At 65.7% G+C, this 17,040-nt stretch carries 15 protein-coding genes; 6 read left to right on the forward strand and 9 right to left on the reverse strand.

The annotated features are described in order from the left end of the window. Window positions 1-2: 2 nt before the first annotated feature. From NATPE_RS22545 to NATPE_RS03625, 3 genes are all read left to right on the forward strand, one after another. On the forward strand, window positions 3-173 hold the full coding sequence (locus NATPE_RS22545) for a hypothetical protein (RefSeq protein WP_006181457.1): 171 nt from the start codon (window positions 3-5) through the stop codon (window positions 171-173). Window positions 174-184: 11 nt separating this feature from the next. Continuing rightward, complete coding sequence (corA, locus tag NATPE_RS03620; RefSeq protein ID WP_006181456.1) at window positions 185-1,156, forward strand: magnesium/cobalt transporter CorA; 972 nt, start codon at window positions 185-187, stop codon at window positions 1,154-1,156. A gap of 87 nt (window positions 1,157-1,243) precedes the next feature. After that, on the forward strand, window positions 1,244-1,990 hold the full coding sequence (locus tag NATPE_RS03625) for a dolichyl-phosphate hexose transferase (protein ID WP_006181455.1): 747 nt from the start codon (window positions 1,244-1,246) through the stop codon (window positions 1,988-1,990). A 27-nt stretch (window positions 1,991-2,017) separates the two neighbouring features. Here NATPE_RS03625 and NATPE_RS03630 read toward each other — a convergent pair whose 3' ends face one another. The 7 genes from NATPE_RS03630 to prf1 all read right to left on the reverse strand — a co-directional run bounded on the left by NATPE_RS03630 (window position 2,018) and on the right by prf1 (window position 11,637). After that, window positions 2,018-4,033 carry an ArnT family glycosyltransferase gene (locus tag NATPE_RS03630; RefSeq protein WP_006181454.1) on the reverse strand — a complete coding sequence of 672 codons (2,016 nt, stop codon included), beginning with the start codon at window positions 4,031-4,033 and terminating at the stop codon, window positions 2,018-2,020. A gap of 43 nt (window positions 4,034-4,076) precedes the next feature. Next, entirely contained in the window at window positions 4,077-5,693 is a 1,617-nt protein-coding gene (locus NATPE_RS03635) for an ABC transporter permease (protein WP_006181453.1), read from the reverse strand. Between the two features lie 4 nt (window positions 5,694-5,697). After that, complete coding sequence (locus NATPE_RS03640; RefSeq protein ID WP_006181452.1) at window positions 5,698-6,858, reverse strand: extracellular solute-binding protein; 1,161 nt, start codon at window positions 6,856-6,858, stop codon at window positions 5,698-5,700. Between the two features lie 39 nt (window positions 6,859-6,897). Next, entirely contained in the window at window positions 6,898-8,079 is a 1,182-nt protein-coding gene (locus NATPE_RS03645) for a hypothetical protein (protein WP_006181451.1), read from the reverse strand. A 7-nt stretch (window positions 8,080-8,086) separates the two neighbouring features. Beyond that, complete coding sequence (locus NATPE_RS03650; RefSeq protein ID WP_006181450.1) at window positions 8,087-9,238, reverse strand: lysylphosphatidylglycerol synthase transmembrane domain-containing protein; 1,152 nt, start codon at window positions 9,236-9,238, stop codon at window positions 8,087-8,089. A gap of 111 nt (window positions 9,239-9,349) precedes the next feature. Beyond that, complete coding sequence (locus tag NATPE_RS03655; protein ID WP_006181449.1) at window positions 9,350-10,279, reverse strand: NAD-dependent epimerase/dehydratase family protein; 930 nt, start codon at window positions 10,277-10,279, stop codon at window positions 9,350-9,352. A 98-nt stretch (window positions 10,280-10,377) separates the two neighbouring features. Beyond that, window positions 10,378-11,637: a peptide chain release factor aRF-1 gene (gene prf1 / locus NATPE_RS03660; protein ID WP_006181448.1), complete on the reverse strand. Its 1,260-nt coding sequence runs from the start codon at window positions 11,635-11,637 to the stop codon at window positions 10,378-10,380. A gap of 185 nt (window positions 11,638-11,822) precedes the next feature. Here prf1 and minD point away from each other — a divergent pair, with 185 nt between their 5' ends. Together minD and NATPE_RS03670 are read left to right on the forward strand one after the other, a co-directional pair. Next, on the forward strand, window positions 11,823-12,707 hold the full coding sequence (minD, locus tag NATPE_RS03665) for a cell division ATPase MinD (protein ID WP_006181447.1): 885 nt from the start codon (window positions 11,823-11,825) through the stop codon (window positions 12,705-12,707). A gap of 290 nt (window positions 12,708-12,997) precedes the next feature. After that, window positions 12,998-13,519, forward strand: a complete 522-nt coding sequence (locus NATPE_RS03670; RefSeq protein WP_006181446.1) for a hypothetical protein — start codon at window positions 12,998-13,000, stop codon at window positions 13,517-13,519. 108 nt (window positions 13,520-13,627) lie between these two features. Here NATPE_RS03670 and argS read toward each other — a convergent pair whose 3' ends face one another. Next, window positions 13,628-15,415: an arginine--tRNA ligase gene (argS, locus tag NATPE_RS03675; RefSeq protein WP_015298745.1), complete on the reverse strand. Its 1,788-nt coding sequence runs from the start codon at window positions 15,413-15,415 to the stop codon at window positions 13,628-13,630. A 172-nt stretch (window positions 15,416-15,587) separates the two neighbouring features. Between argS and NATPE_RS22110 the strand changes: the two genes are divergently transcribed. Next, entirely contained in the window at window positions 15,588-15,983 is a 396-nt protein-coding gene (locus NATPE_RS22110) for a hypothetical protein (protein WP_152422582.1), read from the forward strand. On the opposite strand, the gene NATPE_RS03680 is transcribed toward NATPE_RS22110, so the two are convergent. Then, complete coding sequence (locus NATPE_RS03680) at window positions 15,970-16,971, reverse strand: IS5-like element ISNpe18 family transposase (RefSeq protein WP_015298676.1); 1,002 nt, start codon at window positions 16,969-16,971, stop codon at window positions 15,970-15,972. The two genes, NATPE_RS22110 and NATPE_RS03680, sit on opposite strands and share 14 nt — an antisense overlap. Between the last annotated feature and the right edge of the window lie 69 nt (window positions 16,972-17,040).

The raw sequence follows: 17,040 nt of genomic DNA on the forward strand, positions 1-17,040 counted from the left end.
GTATGAACCGCGTACGGCTCGCAGGTATCGGACTGATCGCAGTCGGAGTCGTCGGCTACGTCGTCGGCGTGTCCGTCGCGTACGCCGGTCGGGCGTTTTCCTTGACGGCGGTCATGATCGGTATCACGCTCGTCGCGATCGCACCGCGGACGGCGGCGAGGGCGGAACCGTGACTCTGCGTGCGATGGTGTACTCGGACGACGGCTTCGGACGGTACGACGAACTCGAGGCCGCGATCGCCGCGCCGGGCGAGACGTGGGTTCACGCCGCCGGGATCGAACCGGACGAACTGCAGGCGCTCGAGGATCGGCTCGGCATCCATCCGCTGGCCGTCGACGATGTCGTCGACGATCAGACGCGACCGAAGACCGCCGAGTACGAAACGCACACGTTCGTTCTGCTCAAGACCGTCAGCCTCAGTCAGCGCGACGAGGTCGCGCTGCAAAAGGAGATCCAGACACACTCCGTCGGCTTCTTTATCGGCGAGGGGTGGCTCGTGACGATGTCGACGACCGACATCGACGTCGTCGACCAGTCGGCCCCGCAGTGGGCGAGAAACGAACGCCGCGTCGCTGATCGGGGCACGGACTTCCTCGCGTATCGGCTCATGGACGCCATCGTCGACGACTATTTCGACGTCCTCGACGAGATCGAGGACGACATCGAAGCGGTCGAGGAGCGCGTCCTCGACGAGCCGGAGCCCCGTATTCTGGAGGACTTAAACGATGTCCGCCGGGACCTGCTGGCCTTCCGGAAAGTCGCCTGGCCGGCCAGGGAGGCGATCTCGTCGCTCTCCCGCGGCGACATTCCGGAGGTCGCCGACGAGAACGAGAAGTACTTCCGCGACGTCTACGACCACCTCGTGCAGGTCGTCGATCTCATCGAGACCTACCGCGATCTCACCGGCGGCTCCCGCGATATCTATCTCAACGCCGTCTCGCAGTCGACCAACGACGTGATGAAGACGCTGACGGTCGTCGCGACCATCTTCATCCCCCTGACGTTCGTCGCCGGAATCTACGGAATGAACTTCGCGGAGACGCCGCTCGCCATGCCCGAACTCTACTGGACGTACGGCTATCCGGCGACGATGCTCGGGATGGGGGCAGTTGCCGGACTGATGCTCGTCTACTTCCGTCGTCAGGACTGGATCTGAGCGATCGCTCTCCGGCGAACGGGGCCGAGTCACGACTGTTTTAGGCAAACCTAAACGCATAAATACGGCGGGCAGAGAGTACCGCCAATGAGCGATGGGGCCCAGCCCGCGACGACCGACGGTTCGGACGAGGAGTACACCTTCGAAGACGTCAGCGTCGTCATGGGAACGTACAACGAGGAGGAAGCGATCGGCACGGTACTGACCGACATCGACGAGGTCACCGACGGGACGGCCGAGGTCGTCTGCGTCGACGGCTCGTCGGATCGAACCCCCGAAATCGCCCGTGACCACGGCGCGACGGTCATCGAACAGGAGCCACAGGGGTACGGCATCGCCGTCCGTGCGGCCGTCTTAGAGCCCGACCGGCCGATCGTCGTCACGACCGACTGCGACGACACCTATCCGATGGAACAGCTCCCGGAGTTCCTCGCACTGATCAACGACGGCTACGATGTCGTCAGCGGCGACCGACTCTACCACGGTACCGACGCGATGCCGGCGCTCAACCGCCTCGGCAACCACGCCTTCGCCGCCGTCGCGAGCCTCCTCATGGGTACCCGCGTCCACGACACCACGACCGGGATGCGGGCCTACCGGCGCGACGTCGTCGAGGACATCGAGTGGACCGAAAACACCGGCCTCTCGGCGGAACTGCTTATCCGCCCCCTGATGCGGGGCTACGACGTCCGCGAACACCCGATCGAGTACCGCGAGCGCGCCGGCCAGACCAAGCTCGACCCGTTCAAAGGCGGGGCCGAGATCGCCCGCTCGATCGTCAAAGTCTCACTCGAGGAACGGCTCCGAGAACTCCCCCACCGGCCGACACAGTAGTCGACGCGGCTTCGATTTTCGTTCCGATCAGTCCCGGTCCGGCGTCGTGAGTTCGGTCCGGACGAACGTCCCGTCGGGCGCACTGTCGGGAAGGTACGCCGCCTCGCCGCCACAGTCGCGGATCCCGGTACACCGCTCGACCCTGGGTGTCAGCGCCCGTGTCGTTCCGTTCTCGGCCGCCTCCACCGGCAGCTCGAGCCGATAACTGAAGCTGTTGCCGGGCCCCCGATCGACGAACACGGTCAGCGTGACGTCATCCCGTTCGTCGACGGCGATCGAGTCGGTGGCGTTCCACGCCGCGCCGCGCAACCGGACCTCGCCGTCGGCCACGACAAGCTGGGTCGCCAGCGGGCTCGAGACGTCGTCGGCGACGTAGGTGGCGCTTTCCTCGTCGGTCGTGACCGTCGCGCTGACGCCGCCGGCCGTTTCCGGGACGCCGATGGTCGCGTTCAGTGCGACTGCCTCGCCGGCGACCCGGTCAACCCGCTGGAGTCGGGCTCCCTGTGGCGATCCGGCCTGTGGGGCCCAGGTCCCCCGGTACGCGAGGCGATACAGCGTGCGGTCGGGGTAGGCGTCGGCCACGTCGAACGGCCGCTCGTCGAGAGCGTAGACGCGCTCCCCGTCGAACCCGGGGTCGTTGCGAAGCGCCTGGAACGGATGCCCGAGCCAGTCGCCGTACGGCGTCGGCAGGTAGACGACCGCCGGCTCCTCGATCGCCCCGTCCTCGAGCGGGTCGTAGACCCGCTCGTAGGTCTCGGTGACGGCCTCGTTTCGCTCGAGTTTTCCGTCGAAGGTCGTCGCCGTGACGCCGCCGACCGCGAGCGCGCCCACGAGCAGTATCGCGACGACGACCGCGCGTGCGCGCTCCGGCGACAGCGATCGATCGGCCCGTCGGCGAACGCCGTCGAACAGCGCCAGCGCGCCGACGGCGGCGAAGGCCGCGACCGGGAGCAGGAGATCGAAGTGGTAGTAGGGGCCGTGCGTGGCGATCAGTCCAGTCCCGGCCCGGTCGATGTCGCCGAGGACGTTGAAGTTCCCCCAGAAGTAGACGTTGCCGACGGAGATCGTCAGTAACTGTCCAGCGAGGATCGCCGCGCGTGGCGAGAGATTTCGGCGGACGGTCAGCCCGAGTCCGGCCGCGGCCAGCCCCGCGCCCAGCAGTCCGCCGACGACCCACTCGGTGACAAACGACCGCAATACCAGCGCGTTCGACCGCAACGCCAGCCCGACGGTGTACTCGATCTCGTGTTCGAGGATGCGCCGACGGCCGAACCCGAGCCCATCGAGCGGGGCGAACGCCTCGTAGGGGAACACAAGCGCCGATCCGGTCACGACGGCGTTGTAGCCGAGCGCGAGGGAAACGCCGGCCAGCCCGAACGCCGCCGTCGCGGCCTGACGGGGAAGCGCCGCTCGGTGGTCCCGCCACAGCGTCCAGCAGGCGTGGGCGATGAACGGGGCGGCGAACAGGACTGCCGTGTACGGCCGCGCGAAAAAGGCCAGCCCGATCGCCACGCCGGCCGCGCCCGCGACCCGCAGGTCCCCCGTCCGGTCGGCCCGGAGGTAGGCGTATGCAAAGGCCAGATTGAGCATCGCCGTCGGCGCGTAGGGCAGGAACACCGCCGTCTGGATCAGGAACAGCGGCGAACACAACACGGCGACGGCGGCCACGAGGCCCGTCCGCCGGTCGAAGACCTCGCGCACAACCAGCGCCACGAGCGCGGGGACGGCCGCGCCGATCCCGGCCAGCGCGAGCCGGTAGCCACCCACAATCTTCCCGAGCGCGAAGATCGCTGCGGGCACCGGCGAGTACTTCGGATAGAGCCGGCCGCCGTCCTCGACGAAGAACCAGGGGCGGAAGGCCTCCTCGACCGGCGGCCGGACGAACAGTTGCCCCTCGAGCAACATCGCCGCTTGCTGAAGGTAGACCCCTTCGTCGTGGTTGAGCGAGTGGTGGGGGAAAGTCCGCGTCGCAAGCAACCAGATCGCGATCGCACCGACGAGGGCGATAGCGGCGACCGCGGCCCGCCATCGTCGCCGTCTCATCGCCTACCCCGTGTTCGTCGTCCCGGCCCTGTTCTCACGGTCGTCACCGTCCTTCCTGTGCGAGCATCACGGCCATCGACAGCCCCGAGATGGCCACGAGGACGAGCGCCGGCACCGCCGCCTGGCCGTAGAGACCTGCCTCCTCGACCCGCCAGATGTAGGTCACGAGCGTCTCGAATCCGAGCGGGCGCAACATGAGCGTCGCCGGGAGTTCCTTCATCGTCGTGAGAAAGACCAGCGCGGCTCCGGCGGCCACGCCCGGCAGGATCAGCGGGAGCGTCACCGACCGGAAGGCGTTCAGTCGCGATCGGCCCAGCGTCCGAGCCGCCTCGACCAACTTCTGGTCGACCTGCAGCGTCGAGGTCCGGATCGAGCCGATCGCCTGGGGCATGAACCGGACGACGTAGGCAAAGACCAGCAGCGGGACGGTCTTGTAGATCGACGGTAGCACGTCGAGGCTGAAGCTGAGCAACGCGATCGCCAGCACGATCCCGGGCGTGGCGTATCCGATGTAGGGGGCCCGGTCGGCCAGCGCCGCTACCCGCGAATCGGAGGTCGCCGATCCGATCGCGATCGGCAGCGCCACCAGCACCGAGACGAGGGCGGCCAGCAGTGCGACGTAGGCCGAGTTGAACCCGTACTCCCAGTCGAAGGTCAGTCGACCGAGCTGATAGCCGGGTCCGCCCGTGTTCAGCCACATGGTGAAGATGGCGATCGGGAGCCCGATCGCGAGCAGGGCGATCGCAATCGGCAACAGCAGGGCCGGATACCGCCACGCTCCGAGTTCGAGGTCGGCAGTACCGCGGTCGCCGCCGCTCTCGTAGGCCCCGGAGTCGTCGGCACCGATGCGGGACTCGATCGCGAGGATGATCACGGTCACCGTCAGCAACTGCAGGGACAACAACGCGGCGTAGTCGCGGGCGAAGGCGTTGTATCTGGCGTAGATGAACTGCGTGAACACCTCGACGCGCATGATGTTCGGCGTGCCGAAGTCCGCGAGGGCATACAGGGCGACAAGCAGCGCACCGGCGGCGATCCCCGGCAGGATCTGCGGGAGGGTGATCCGGCGAAACGCCTCCCAGCGGCCCGAGTTGAGCGTCCGAGCGGCCTCTACGAGCGAGCCGTCCATCGAGAGCAGGGAGGCTCGCGTAGTCAGGAACACGTACGGGTAAGTATACAGCGTCAGTACGAACGCAGCACCCGTGAAGCCATAGACCGACGGGAGGGCGTCGACGCCGAGCGGTTCGAGGAAGCCGACGAGTTCACCCTGTGGACCGAACGCCGAGACGAACGCGAAGGCCCCGAGATAGCTCGGGACGGCCAGCGGCAACGCGATGAGGACGGTCCAGAACCGGGGGAACGGAATCTCGCCTTGGACCGTCAACACCGCGAGCGGGACGCCGATGAGGACACTCGCACCCGTTACGATCGTGACGAGAGCGACGCTTCGGATCAGTACGTCGATCGTTTGGGAATCGACGGCGAGTTCGAACGCTCGAGTCCCGAGCCCGGCGGCGTCGACGACCAGCCAGAGCAAGGGGAGAACGAGAACGGCCGCGATGGCCGCGGCGAGCAGGGTGAGCCCGACGCCGGTGGCGCCGCTCCCGTCGTCGTCACCGGCTCGCTCGACCGTCTTCGCGACTCGATCCCGGACGCTCATTCCGTTATCCGGAGACGCCGGCTTCGTCCATCAGTTCGAGCGTCGGCTCGATGTCGGCCAGTTCCGCGAGGTCGATGTCCGGCGGGCTCAACTCGTCGATGGTCGGCAGCCCGCCGACGGGTTCGACGCCCGAGATCATCGGATAGGCGAAACTGATCGTCGCGAAGTACTCCTGGGCCTCGGCCGAGAGCAGGTGGCGGACGAAGTTATCGACCAGTTCGCCTTTCTGGGTGCCCTGTACCTTCAGCGCGCCCGCGACGTTGATCAACGCGCCGGCGTCGCCCTCGGTAAAGGCCAGATCGATCGGAGCGTCCGGCCGATTGTTTTTGACCCGCATCGCGTAGTAGTGGTTGGCGAACCCGGCCGACAGCGAGCCGTTGGCGACCGCCTCGGAGACGGCGTACTCGTTGCCGCGTCGTTCCGTTCCGGCCTCGCTCATGCTCTGTAGCCAGTTGCGGGTCTCGTCGTCGCCACGGAGCAGGCGCATGGCCGTCACGAAGGCCTTGAACGCGCCGTAGGTCGGTGCCCACCCCATCGTCCCCTGCAGCGCGTCGGCGTCGGGGAAGTCCTGCACCGTGGTCGGGATGTCCGACTCGCTCAGTTCGTTCGTGTTGTACGGCACGGCACGGGCGCGTCCGGCGACGCCGGCCCACGCGTTGTCGTCGCCGACGAACTGGCTGTTCCCGACCGCCTCGACCGCCTCGTCCGACAGCGGCTCGTAGGCGTCGTTCTCCGCGACGAACCCGAGGGAGCTGGCGTCGATCGACCAGAAAACGTCGGCCTGGGCCGCGCCGGCGTCGGCCTCTTCGACGATCGTCTGTGCCAGCGACGACGAACTGTTGTCGGTCGAGTGGACCTCGAAGTCCGGGTAGATGTCCTCGAGCATCTCCACGAACTCGTAGTAGATGCCGCTTTCACCGCCGCCGATGTAGAGCGCGAGGTCCCCCGAGAGGTTCGGGAGGTCCTCGATCGACGTGCCGCCCGGTGCCGGCCGGCCGTCGACCAGCGATCCGGATCCCCGAAACTCCGAGAGCGGCGGGATATCCGCGCTCTGTCCGTCGTCGAAAAACCCGAGACAGCCCGCGAGCGATGCGGCCCCGAACGCGGAGCCGACCTGTAACGCCCGCCGACGTGAAACCGCTCGATTGCCCTCCTCGTCGTTCATACTCGGTTTAGGTTAACCTAAAAACTTATAGTTGACGATTCAGTCGTCCGCGACGACCCGTGGGCCGTCGGTCTCGAGGCCGGCCCCCGGGCGTAGCGTCGCCAGACAGTCGAGCCAGTCGAGCATGTACTCGCCGACGTGGTTGAAGAAGGCGCCGTTGTTGTAGTCGTCCCAGTCGCCGTCGGCGAGTTCGCGAGCCATCGCCTCGAAGACCGCGGCGTAGGAGTCAGCGTCACTGCCGGTTTCGTCGATCACGCGCCAGAGGTGTTCGTTGAGTTCCAGCCCCGGCACCTCGTTGTTCAGGTCGTCGAAGGTGCTGCGGGGGGCCTTGTTGTGTTCACACAGCGGCGCGCCGTTGTAGATCCGCTTGCCCAGCACGTCGCAGGCGCGCTTGAGGAACACGCCCGACCAGATGTCGTCGAATCGGCCCACGTCCCACTCGTTTTCGTCCATCGGGAGCTGGTAGAACGCGGGAATCACCTCTCGGCGGAACGCGAGGTTCATCGAACAGACAGTGAGGTAGTTGTTCCGCGCGGCGACGAAGTCCTCGCCGAAGTCCTCGCTCGAGGTGCGGGTCTGGGCCTGCCCCTCGAGGTCGCCGTCCATCAGGATGCGGACGGCGTCCAAATCGGGGACGTTGGTCCAGAGTCCCTGTGAGGCGACGACCTCGCCGCCCGCGATATCGGTCGTTCCAGTCTCGACGGTCTCATCCATCGCCGAGTATGGGTACCCCCGCGGGTAGAGGCCGTGTTCCTCGGCGTTCTGGTAGAGGACGTTGACCCACTGCTCGTCAGAGGACACGGATTCGATCTCGCCCTCGAACGCGAGGTTCTCCATGTGCGTGCCGAAGAAGTCCTCGTCCTCGTGGGGCAGCGTGTCGTCGTCGATGAAGAAGCCGTAGTCGAACTCGTCGTGGGCCCACATGTACAGCAGGCCGAAGCTCGTCTCGGCGTGGCTGGCCGCCGGCACGACGTGGCCGTACTCGGCGACGTCGTGGGCCTCGTACCACTCCTCGCGGCGGCTGCCGTCGAAGACCTCGCCCGAAACGCCTTCGTCCTCGAGCATGGCCTCCATCTCCTCGGTCTCACAGAAATCCTCGGTGACGAGGACGACGTGGAGTCGCTCGAGGTCGAAGCCGTGGTCGCGGGCGTTCGCGAAGTACGAGCGCATGCACTCGTACTCCCGTATCGTCGGGACGATGACACAGATGTCCTGATTCATTGCTCGACTATCTTTTAGGCGAGCCTAAAACACTGTCGGTCTCCCGCGTCGGTTCCGCGGCCGTCGCGTCCGAGACGGAGAGCCCCAGCGCGGCGACCGCGCCGGCCCCGCCGACCAGTGTCACACCGTTTTTCAGCGCGTGGTCGACGATCGCCGCCGCCAGCGCGGTCCCCGCCCCGACGGGCGTCAGGGCGACGACGAGCGCCGTAAACGCGGCCTCGTAGAGCCCGACGCCGCCCTGGGACAGCGGGAGGACCTTCGCTAAGTTCCCGACGCTGACCGCCAGCGTCCCGACCGCCAGCAACGGCCCGAGCGCGAGCCCGCTTCCCAGCGCCGCGAGTACCAGGACCGCCGTCAGCACGTCGAACGCCCAGATCAGCAGGCTTCCCGCGCCGATCCGTGCGACCGCCCTCGGCTGGCGGGCGACGACCTGAACGTCCGCCGCGAACCCGAGTGCGGCCTCGAGCGCCCGCTCGAGACGCGGTCGGCCCATCGTCCGTGCCCGCAGCCACGGCCCCAGTCCGTGGTCCGCCCGCGCCGTGGTGACGACGACGAACCCGACGCCGACCGTCGCCGTACTCACGGCCGCCGCGGCCGCCAGCGCGGTCCGTGCGCCCCCGGCCTCGGCGGCGATCTCGAGCGGGCCGGCCGCACCGGTGGCCGCGAGCCACGCCGTCGCCAGCCCCGCGAGCGCGGCGATCGTCGCCAGATCGAACACCCGCTCGACGGCCAGCGACGCGAACCCGGCGGTGTAGGGCACGTCCCGTCTGGTCTCCATCACGTACGCGCGGACCGCGTCGCCGGCCCGCGCCGGGATCGCCAGGTTCGCCGTCTGGCTGACAAAAACGGCGGCCGTACAGAACGCCGTCCCGGTCCGCCGCCCCATCGCGGCCAGTACGTCGCCGTACCGTCGCCCCCGAAGGGGCCACGAGACGGCGTAGACGGCGACCGCGGCGACGAGGAGGCGCGGGTCGGCCGCCGAAATCTCCGCGAGGACCGTCCCGACATCGACGTCCCGGAGGGCGACGAACAGGCCGGCGAGGACGAACAGCGTCCCGCCGATCGTGAGCCGGCGGCGGGTCAGCGCCGCGGCGAGCCCGCCACTCGCGGCGTCGCCGTCGGTCGCGTCCGCCCCCGTTCGCTCGCCCCCGTCGTTCATACGCGACGCTTTGAGCCCAGATATTTAAGCCCACCTAAAACCGGGCTGGACCGGCGGAACGGTCACGCTCGAGCGGCTTTCTGCCGCGGAAACCTATCGCACGGTCGTCGCTCAGCGCAGTTCCTCGATGATCTTTCGGGTCGCTTGCCGCACCGCCTCGTCGCTCGAGCGGCGGGGTTCCCAACCCAGCGCCGCGAGCTTCTCGATCGAGAGGCGCATCTTCGGCACGTCACCGGTCCAGCCGCGGTCGCCGCCGGTGTATTCGAACGCGGGCTCGAGGTCCAGTTCGTCCGCGACGATGGCGGCGATCCGGTCGACCGAGGTCGTCGTCCGCGTGCCGAGGTTGTAGGTGTTCATCGCGCCGTCGGCGTTCTCGACGACGTGGCACATGGCGTCGAGGCAGTCCTCGATGTACAGATAGGACTTCTCCTGACGGCCGTCGCCCAGGATCGTCAGCGTCTCGGGATCGTCCCGCAACTTCTCGATGAAGTCGGGGATCACCGCCCCGCGCAGTCGCGGGCCGACGACGTTCGCAAAGCGGAAGTTCCAGACGGAGAGGTCGTGGCTGTGGGCTCGTGCCGAAAGCAACCCCTCGTCGGCCAGCTTGCTCGCCCCGTAGGCGCTGATCGGCTCGAGCGGCGCGTAGTCCTCGGGCGTCGGCCGCGGGGCCTCTCCATAGACCGTCGAGGAGGAGGTGTAGGCGATCTCCGTGATCCCCGCGTCGGCCATCGCCTCGAGGATGTTCCGGGTCATTCGCGTGTTGTCGTCGAACTGGCCGTGGGGGCGGTCCGTGTCGACGTGTTTCGACGCCGCGAGGTGGAAGACGAGGTCGACATCGTCGAGATGCCCCTCGAGGGCGTCGGGCTCGGTGAGGTCTGCCTCGAGGAACCCGGCGTCGTCGGGGACGCGGCCGCGGTCGCCGTTGGACAGATTGTCGACGACCGTGACGGACGCGCCGTCGGCGAGCAGGCGCTCGGTGAGATGGGAACCGATGAAGCCGGCTCCGCCCGTGACGAGTACGTTCCGGTCCGAAAGTGACATTGACGGCGATTCAGCGACGGAGCGGTAAGGAGTTGCGGTTCGATCGCGGTAGGGAGCCACACGAACGGGAGGGCGTTCGAACGGCGAAACCAACGACCTTAGACGCCGGTCGAGTACCGCAGCAGGCCCGCGAACCCGCCGAAGGCGTTCAGCAGCTGTTCGCCCTTCTCGAAGTCCGTCGAGATGAACTTGGTCTCGGTACCCCGTTGTTCGGCGATATCGATGAGGTGATCGATGGCGTCCTCGCGGTCGTCCTCGTCCCCTTCGACCTCGGTGCCACAGTCGGTACAGGTGTGGGTCGGCGTCGACTTTCGCCGGTCGATGACCTCGCGTTCGGTCGTGCCACACTCGGGACAGTCGTAGGTGATCACGTCCTTCCGGAGGTCCTCGCTGATGAGCAGGCGATCGACCGCGCCCATCATCAGGTTTCGGCGGGTCTGCTCGAAGCCGTAAGTGGCCTGATCGCCCGCGTTGAGTTCCTCGAAGAACTCCTCCATCACCTTCTTGTCCTTCATTACCTCGGCGTCGGCCAAGGCGTCCTCGGCGTTGTCGACCAGGTCCTTCAGGCCGGACTCGTCGGTGTAGGCGACGTCGAACTTGCCCAGGACTTCGTCTTGGAGTTCGTGGTGAAGGTAGTCGCCGTCCAAGAACTCGTCTTTGGTCGGCGAGGGACCGCCCACGAGGATGCCGTCGATTTCGTGGCGCTTGGGGACGAACAGGTCGTTTGCCATCCCCGCGACCTCCTGATAGAAGTTGTCGATGGCCTCGAGGCGCAGGCGGGCGAATCGCTGGGCGGACTGGCCACCCTTTCGCTGCTTGCCGGGGACCAGCGAGGAAGCGGACTTGACGGGTTCGATGCGCTTGCCCTTCAGCCAGCCGACGTTAGCCTCGCGGCGGTCGAGGACGATCAGGCCGTACAGGCCCTTGTCGGCCATCATCTCCTCTAGGGGCTCGGTCAGGAAGTCCGAGTCGCAGTGATAGCGGAAGGACTCGACCGGCTGGGGCGGACTCTCGAGGACTTTCGTGACCATGTCGGTCCGGCCGCCGCCGGAGTCGACCGCGCCGGAAAACAGCACCATGCCGTTCTCGGGCGGGTACGTACTGTAATATTTGAGACGATCCTTGATGCTCGTCAGCGCGTCCTGGACCGCCGTTCGGGTCTGCTTCGACTTGATGTTGGCCGCTTCGCTGTGTTCCTGCGTGACGTGTTGGACGACGTCACTGATCTGTCTGTCGTCGGGAACGTAGATCGTCACGAGCTGCGTTCCGGAGCCGTCGTAGTCCTTGAGGTCCTCGATGACCTTCCGGAACTCGTACTTTTTCCGGTCGGATTGCTCCTGCTCGCCCTCCTGGCTCATTACACGTATAAAACCGGGCTGTCGGTAAGAATCCTTTGACACACCGATCGACCGGGCGACCGCCCGGTCCGACGCCGCCTCGATCGAACCGCGCTCGACCACCGGTCGGCCGACCCTCCCACCGGGCGGGCGGTGAGGTGACGATTTAAGGGGGTGCCGTTCCACTGTCCGGACAGTACCCACGTATGTCTCACGAGACTGTCTATGCCATCGCGAGCGGAAAAGGCGGTGTCGGGAAGACGACGACGACGGTCAACCTCGGCACGGCCCTCGCGGACGCCGGGGCACGCGTCGCCATCGTCGACGCCGACCTCGGGATGGCGAACCTCGCCGGGTTCGTCAGCCTCTCTCCCGACTCGACGACACTTCACGACGTGTTAGCCGACGACGCATCGATCGAGGACGCCACCTATCGACTGGCCGACGACATCGTCGCCGTGCCGAGCGGCACGAGCCTCGACGAGTACGCCGAGACCTCCCCCGAAGGGCTGCGCGAGGCCGTCGACGACCTCCGCTCGCGCTTCGACTACGTCCTGCTCGACGTCGGGGCCGGCATCAGTCACGAAACCGTCCTGCCGCTCGGACTGGCCGACGCCGTCGTCCTCGTCTCGACGCCCGAACCCGCCGCCGTCCACGACACGAAAAAGACCGTCGAGCTGACCGACCGTTCCGGCGGCGAGGTCGCGGGCCTCGTTCTGACCCGAACCCGACCCGACGGCGACGTCTCCCACGCGGACCTCGCCGACCGTCTCGAGGTCCCGCTGCTGGGAACGATCCCCGAGGACCCGGCGGCCCGGGACAGCGTCTACGCCGGGACGCCGCTGGTCGTCTACGAACCGGACGGCCCGGCGGCAGTCGCCTACCGGCGGCTCGCGGCCGATCTGACCGGCCTCGAGGTACCCGTCCCGACCGACGACGACCCCGAGACGGCCGACGCGGACGCTCCCGACGACGTGACGGACGCGGCGTCCGAGCCGGCCGCCGACGCGGCGACCGACGAGGACGACGGCCGGGAAGCCGCACACGACGACGTCTCGAGTGCGATTACGGAAGCCGAGTCCGATCCCTGATCGGCGGCCCGAACGCGACGGTTAACGGCTGCATTCCCTGGCTCTCGGCCGCGGGTATCGACCCGCGGTTCGGAACGACCCGATTAGCGCCGTTCGGTCTCTTCACGAGCGCACGGCGGTCGGACGCCACGTACTGTCGGTCTCGAGCCGATATGGCCGCCGTTTCGATCAGTTTGGTGGTCCCTTCTCGACGCGGTTTCGACCGCCGGGACGATCCGAATTAGTCGCCGTTCGTGACTGACCGGGTAACGAACTTATTACTAATCACGACTGTTCCCGATGGGTCGCCCATGGAGCGACGAAAGATCCTCCTCGGCAGTGGCGCTGCGCTCGCAACGGTCCTCGCCGGTTGTTCCAGCGACGAAACCGGCGACGACGACTCGAACGATGGCGATGACGACGACGGGTCGCCGTCCAACGGCGGGAACGGCGACAACGGCGAGCCCGACGACGAGAACGAGTCCGACATCCCCGGGATGGATACGGACGCGATGGAACTCGACAGCGAGAAGATATCGATCAAGGACGTCAACAAGGACGGCGACGAGGTCGACGTCGTCGCGACGACGACCACGACCGACCCCGACGTACTGCGTGCGGAACTCCAGTCGATCGGGGAGTCGCTCGCGGCGGCGATCACCGACCCCGAGGCGTTCGCGGCCGAGGTCAACAGCGTCACCTGGGTCCTCGAGCAGGACGGCGCGATGGTGATGTCGTTCTACGTCGACGTCCAGTGGGCGATCAAGTACATCAACGACGAGATCGACGAGGACGAACTCGCCGATCTCGTGTTCGATACCACCGACGAGTAAGCGCGGTCGTCCGTGCGGACGGCGTCGTTCTTTCGGCCACACCCCGACCAGCCGCGGGACCGTCCCGACGACCGGCACCGCTGCGACCGCCCCGCAGACCCCGATTGCTTACATCGACCGCGGCGCGGCCACACCCAGGATCGACAGGGCGTTCGCGACCGTGTGTTTCGAGGCGGCGACCAGCGCGAGTCGGGCCTCGCGAACGTCGGGATCGACGTCGTCGGCCAGCACCGGACACTCCCGATAGAAGCCGTTGAACCGATCGGCGAACTCGCGGGTGTAGGTCGCGATCTGGTGTGGCTCGAGGTCGTCGCCGGCCTCGTCGACGACCGCCGGGAACCGCGCGATCGTCTCCAGCAGGTCACGCTCGGCGTCGGTCGCGAGCAGGTCGGCCTCGAGCGCCTCGAGTTCGACGTCCTGGTCCACGAGGTCGGCCTCGGGGTCGAGGTCGGCCTCTTCGAGGATGCCACAACAGCGCGCGTGGACGTACTGGACGTACGGCGCGGACTGGGCCTCGAAGTCCAGCGCGCGGTCCCACTCGAAGGTGATCGCCTTCGTCGGCTGTTTCGAGACGATGTCGTACCGGACCGCGCCGATCCCGACCTGATGGGCGATGCGCTCGATGTCGTCGTCGTCGAGTTCGTCGTCGCGGATGCGGTCGTCGAGTCGGTCCTCGACCTCGTCGCGGGCCCGGTCGATCGCCTCGTCCAGCAGGTCGTCCAGATCGACGCCGGTCCCGCGGCGGGTACTCATCTTCCCCTCGGGGAGGTTGACGTAGGAGTACAGCACCTGCCGGAGGCCGTCGGTGTCGTTGCCCAGCAACTCCAGCGTCGTCCGGAGCTGTCTGGCCTGGAGCTTGTGATCCTCGCCCAGCACCGTCACGGCCCGATCGTACTCGTCGAACTTCCACTCGTGGTGGGCCAGGTCCCGCGTGGCGTAGAGCGAGGTGTCGTCCGACCGCAGGAAGACCAGGTTCTTGTCGATGCCGTGGTCCTCGAGGTCGAGCTGCCAGGCATCCTCCTCGTAGACCGACTCGTCGAGGTCTTTCAGTCGGGAGACGAGGTCGTCGGTGTCGCCGTTCCGCATGAACCGGGTCTCCTTGACGAACTCGTCGAACTCGGCGGGCAGGCGCTCCAGACACTCGGTCATCCCGCCAAGCACCTGATCGACGACCTCGCTGACGCGCTCGTAGGCCTCGTCGTCGCCGGCCTCCAGGCCCTGCATGATCGACTCGATCTCGGCCTCGGCGGCCGCGACCTCGTCCTCGGGCCCGTTCTCGAGGACCCGGTTGCCCTTGCGGTAGTAGCGCACGAGGTCGTACTCTTTCCGGTCGCGTTCGGGCTCGCTCTCTAAGTCCGACTCGTCGAAGGTCTCGTAGGCCCACGTGAAGACGGCCATCTGGCGGCCGGCGTCGTTGACGTAGTAGTGCCGATCGACGTCGTAGCCGGCGTACTCGAGCAGGTTGGCGACGGCGTCGCCGATGATCGGGTTCCGCGCGCGGCCGACGTGGACCGGCCCCGTCGGGTTCGCGCTCGTGTGTTCGACGACGACGCTTTCCTCGCGGTCCGGCAGGGTACCGTAGTCGTCGGCGGTCGCTTCGGACAGCGTCTCCGCGAAGTAGGCGTCGCTTGGCAGGAAGTTGAGATAGGGGCCCTGCGTCTGGACTGCGGCGACGTAGGTCAGTTCGTCGGCGTCGATCTCGTCGGCGACCTGGCCGGCGACCTGCGGTGGCGGCGCGCCCGCCTCGCTGGCGAGTCGGAAGGCGACGCTCGAGGCCAGCACGCTCGCGACGTCGTCCGGCGGTTCTTCGATCCCGAGATCGTCCGTCGGGAAGTCGAGCGCGGCGAGTGCCCCCTCAAGGGCGTCCTCGACTTCCGTGCGTAGGGCAAGGAACATACCCGCCCGTATTCAGGGCCGGAGTAAAGGGATGTCGGGTTTCGGTTCAAAGGAAAGCGTCAAAATTCGTTTTGAACACGAACTATCACTAGACAGTTCCGACTGCTCCTTTTAGAAGTTTTAAGCTTTAACACCTCTAAAGGTAGGGTGGGAATATACATAATAATCAGATATGAAGAAAACCCACAATAGGATATTTTTCTTCTCCCACCATATTGAATATACAATACATGGTATTGAAAAAGGAAGAGTTTATTATTCTATGGGTTACAATTTACGTGTGGCTACATTAGTTTCTACTTCCTCGGAAAGCGATGATGGATCGGATCGTGATCAAAGAGAAAATGATCGCTCCAGTTACTGGCTACGTCGGTATGACCCTCATTCTTGGCTGTTGACAATGTCTGTCAGTGGAGGTATTGGATTTTTGGTAACTCTTGTAGTCTTCTTTCTATGGGTCGAAGTTGAGCAACTCATCATCGGAGTTTGGTTATTAGGTCCACTAATCGCTGGCACCGTGTCTAGCTACTTATTAGAGCGTGTCATAGAATCGATCACAGGGTTTTGAGCTTCGTTCGTCCGGGATTGTGTCCTCTTTCGTAGTTGGTAACTGCGACGATCACGCGGAGACTCAGTGCAAGGAACACCTGTGTTCGTGCATGTACGCGGCCTCGGGCGCGGACGTGCCCGAGGCCGCAGTCCTTGCAGGCTTCGTTTGTTCGTTCCACTTGCGTCCGATGATCATACGTCTCGGCGAGTACTGATTGTTTGAGACTGATGTCTTCGGCGTGTTCGTCAATGCGGTCCTCGACCCTGTATTCGATGTCAAGCGGATCGTCCGTATTGCGTGGGTTGTACGGCGCAATCGGCACGACTCCCTGCGACAGCAGGAAGTCGTGCCACTCCAGCACGTCGTAAGCGCTGTCTCCGAGCATCCAGATCGGTGTATCGACGGCGAGCGCGTCCTTCGTGACGCGCATCGCCGTCTCAGCATCGATCTGCTTTCGCTGTGTGAACTCTGCAGCAATCGGAATCTTTGGCCCGGCCGACACAATCACACAGCCGAATCCGTAGTAGTGTTCCTCAGCCGTTGAGTCGTAGTTCCACGTCGCTTCATCGTTGTACTGGATTGCAGTGACGTGAGTCGAATCGATGCGGTATGTGGAGTCGAGCAGGCCCCGGCAGGCGGCCTGCTCGACGAGGCGGTCGAAGACATCATCCACCACCAATTCAAGATCGGTGAGAAACCGATCAACAGTGTCTCGTGAGGGCGGCTTCTCGAAACCGCAGGAGAGCCAAGTGAGTGTATTGTGGAGTTCTCGTGTGACTGGTCGTGGGCCGTAGATGCCTTTGTAGTAGCAGTGCAGGAAGCCTTTGAAGAGTTCTGGGGGCTTGTGGACTCGTGTTCGCCCCCTCGAAGCGGGGGCGAACACGTCGTACTCCAGCAGAAACTCGAACTCTAAGTACTCGAATAGCGGTGCTGTCTCCGTAGCCGCGACATTCAAGAAGTCGTCAACCGAAGCTACGCCTTGCAGGGTTGTGGCGCTGCTGGACATAGTTTCCACACCCTGCTGCCTTCGTTGAGAACGTTTCTATGACACGCTCCACCAGCCAGTTATAGTAAC

The organism is Natrinema pellirubrum DSM 15624, assembly GCF_000230735.2.
Lineage (GTDB): Archaea > Halobacteriota > Halobacteria > Halobacteriales > Natrialbaceae > Natrinema > Natrinema pellirubrum.

Bases quoted from the DNA above. Each gene is read 5' to 3' on its own strand.
- minD (WP_006181447.1), top strand. From the start codon at position 11,823: ATGTCTCACGAGACTGTCTATGCCATCGCGAGCGGAAAAGGCGGTGTC.
- argS (WP_015298745.1), bottom strand. From the start codon at position 15,415: ATGTTCCTTGCCCTACGCACGGAAGTCGAGGACGCCCTTGAGGGGGCA.
- NATPE_RS03625 (WP_006181455.1), top strand. From the start codon at position 1,244: ATGAGCGATGGGGCCCAGCCCGCGACGACCGACGGTTCGGACGAGGAG.
- NATPE_RS03635 (WP_006181453.1), bottom strand. From the start codon at position 5,693: ATGAGCGTCCGGGATCGAGTCGCGAAGACGGTCGAGCGAGCCGGTGAC.
- corA (WP_006181456.1), top strand. From the start codon at position 185: ATGGTGTACTCGGACGACGGCTTCGGACGGTACGACGAACTCGAGGCC.
- NATPE_RS03630 (WP_006181454.1), bottom strand. From the start codon at position 4,033: ATGAGACGGCGACGATGGCGGGCCGCGGTCGCCGCTATCGCCCTCGTC.
- NATPE_RS03645 (WP_006181451.1), bottom strand. From the start codon at position 8,079: ATGAATCAGGACATCTGTGTCATCGTCCCGACGATACGGGAGTACGAG.
- NATPE_RS03680 (WP_015298676.1), bottom strand. From the start codon at position 16,971: ATGTCCAGCAGCGCCACAACCCTGCAAGGCGTAGCTTCGGTTGACGAC.
- NATPE_RS22110 (WP_152422582.1), top strand. From the start codon at position 15,588: ATGAAGAAAACCCACAATAGGATATTTTTCTTCTCCCACCATATTGAA.
- NATPE_RS03650 (WP_006181450.1), bottom strand. From the start codon at position 9,238: ATGAACGACGGGGGCGAGCGAACGGGGGCGGACGCGACCGACGGCGAC.
- NATPE_RS03655 (WP_006181449.1), bottom strand. From the start codon at position 10,279: ATGTCACTTTCGGACCGGAACGTACTCGTCACGGGCGGAGCCGGCTTC.
- prf1 (WP_006181448.1), bottom strand. From the start codon at position 11,637: ATGAGCCAGGAGGGCGAGCAGGAGCAATCCGACCGGAAAAAGTACGAG.
- NATPE_RS03640 (WP_006181452.1), bottom strand. From the start codon at position 6,858: ATGAACGACGAGGAGGGCAATCGAGCGGTTTCACGTCGGCGGGCGTTA.
- NATPE_RS03670 (WP_006181446.1), top strand. From the start codon at position 12,998: ATGGAGCGACGAAAGATCCTCCTCGGCAGTGGCGCTGCGCTCGCAACG.
- NATPE_RS22545 (WP_006181457.1), top strand. From the start codon at position 3: ATGAACCGCGTACGGCTCGCAGGTATCGGACTGATCGCAGTCGGAGTC.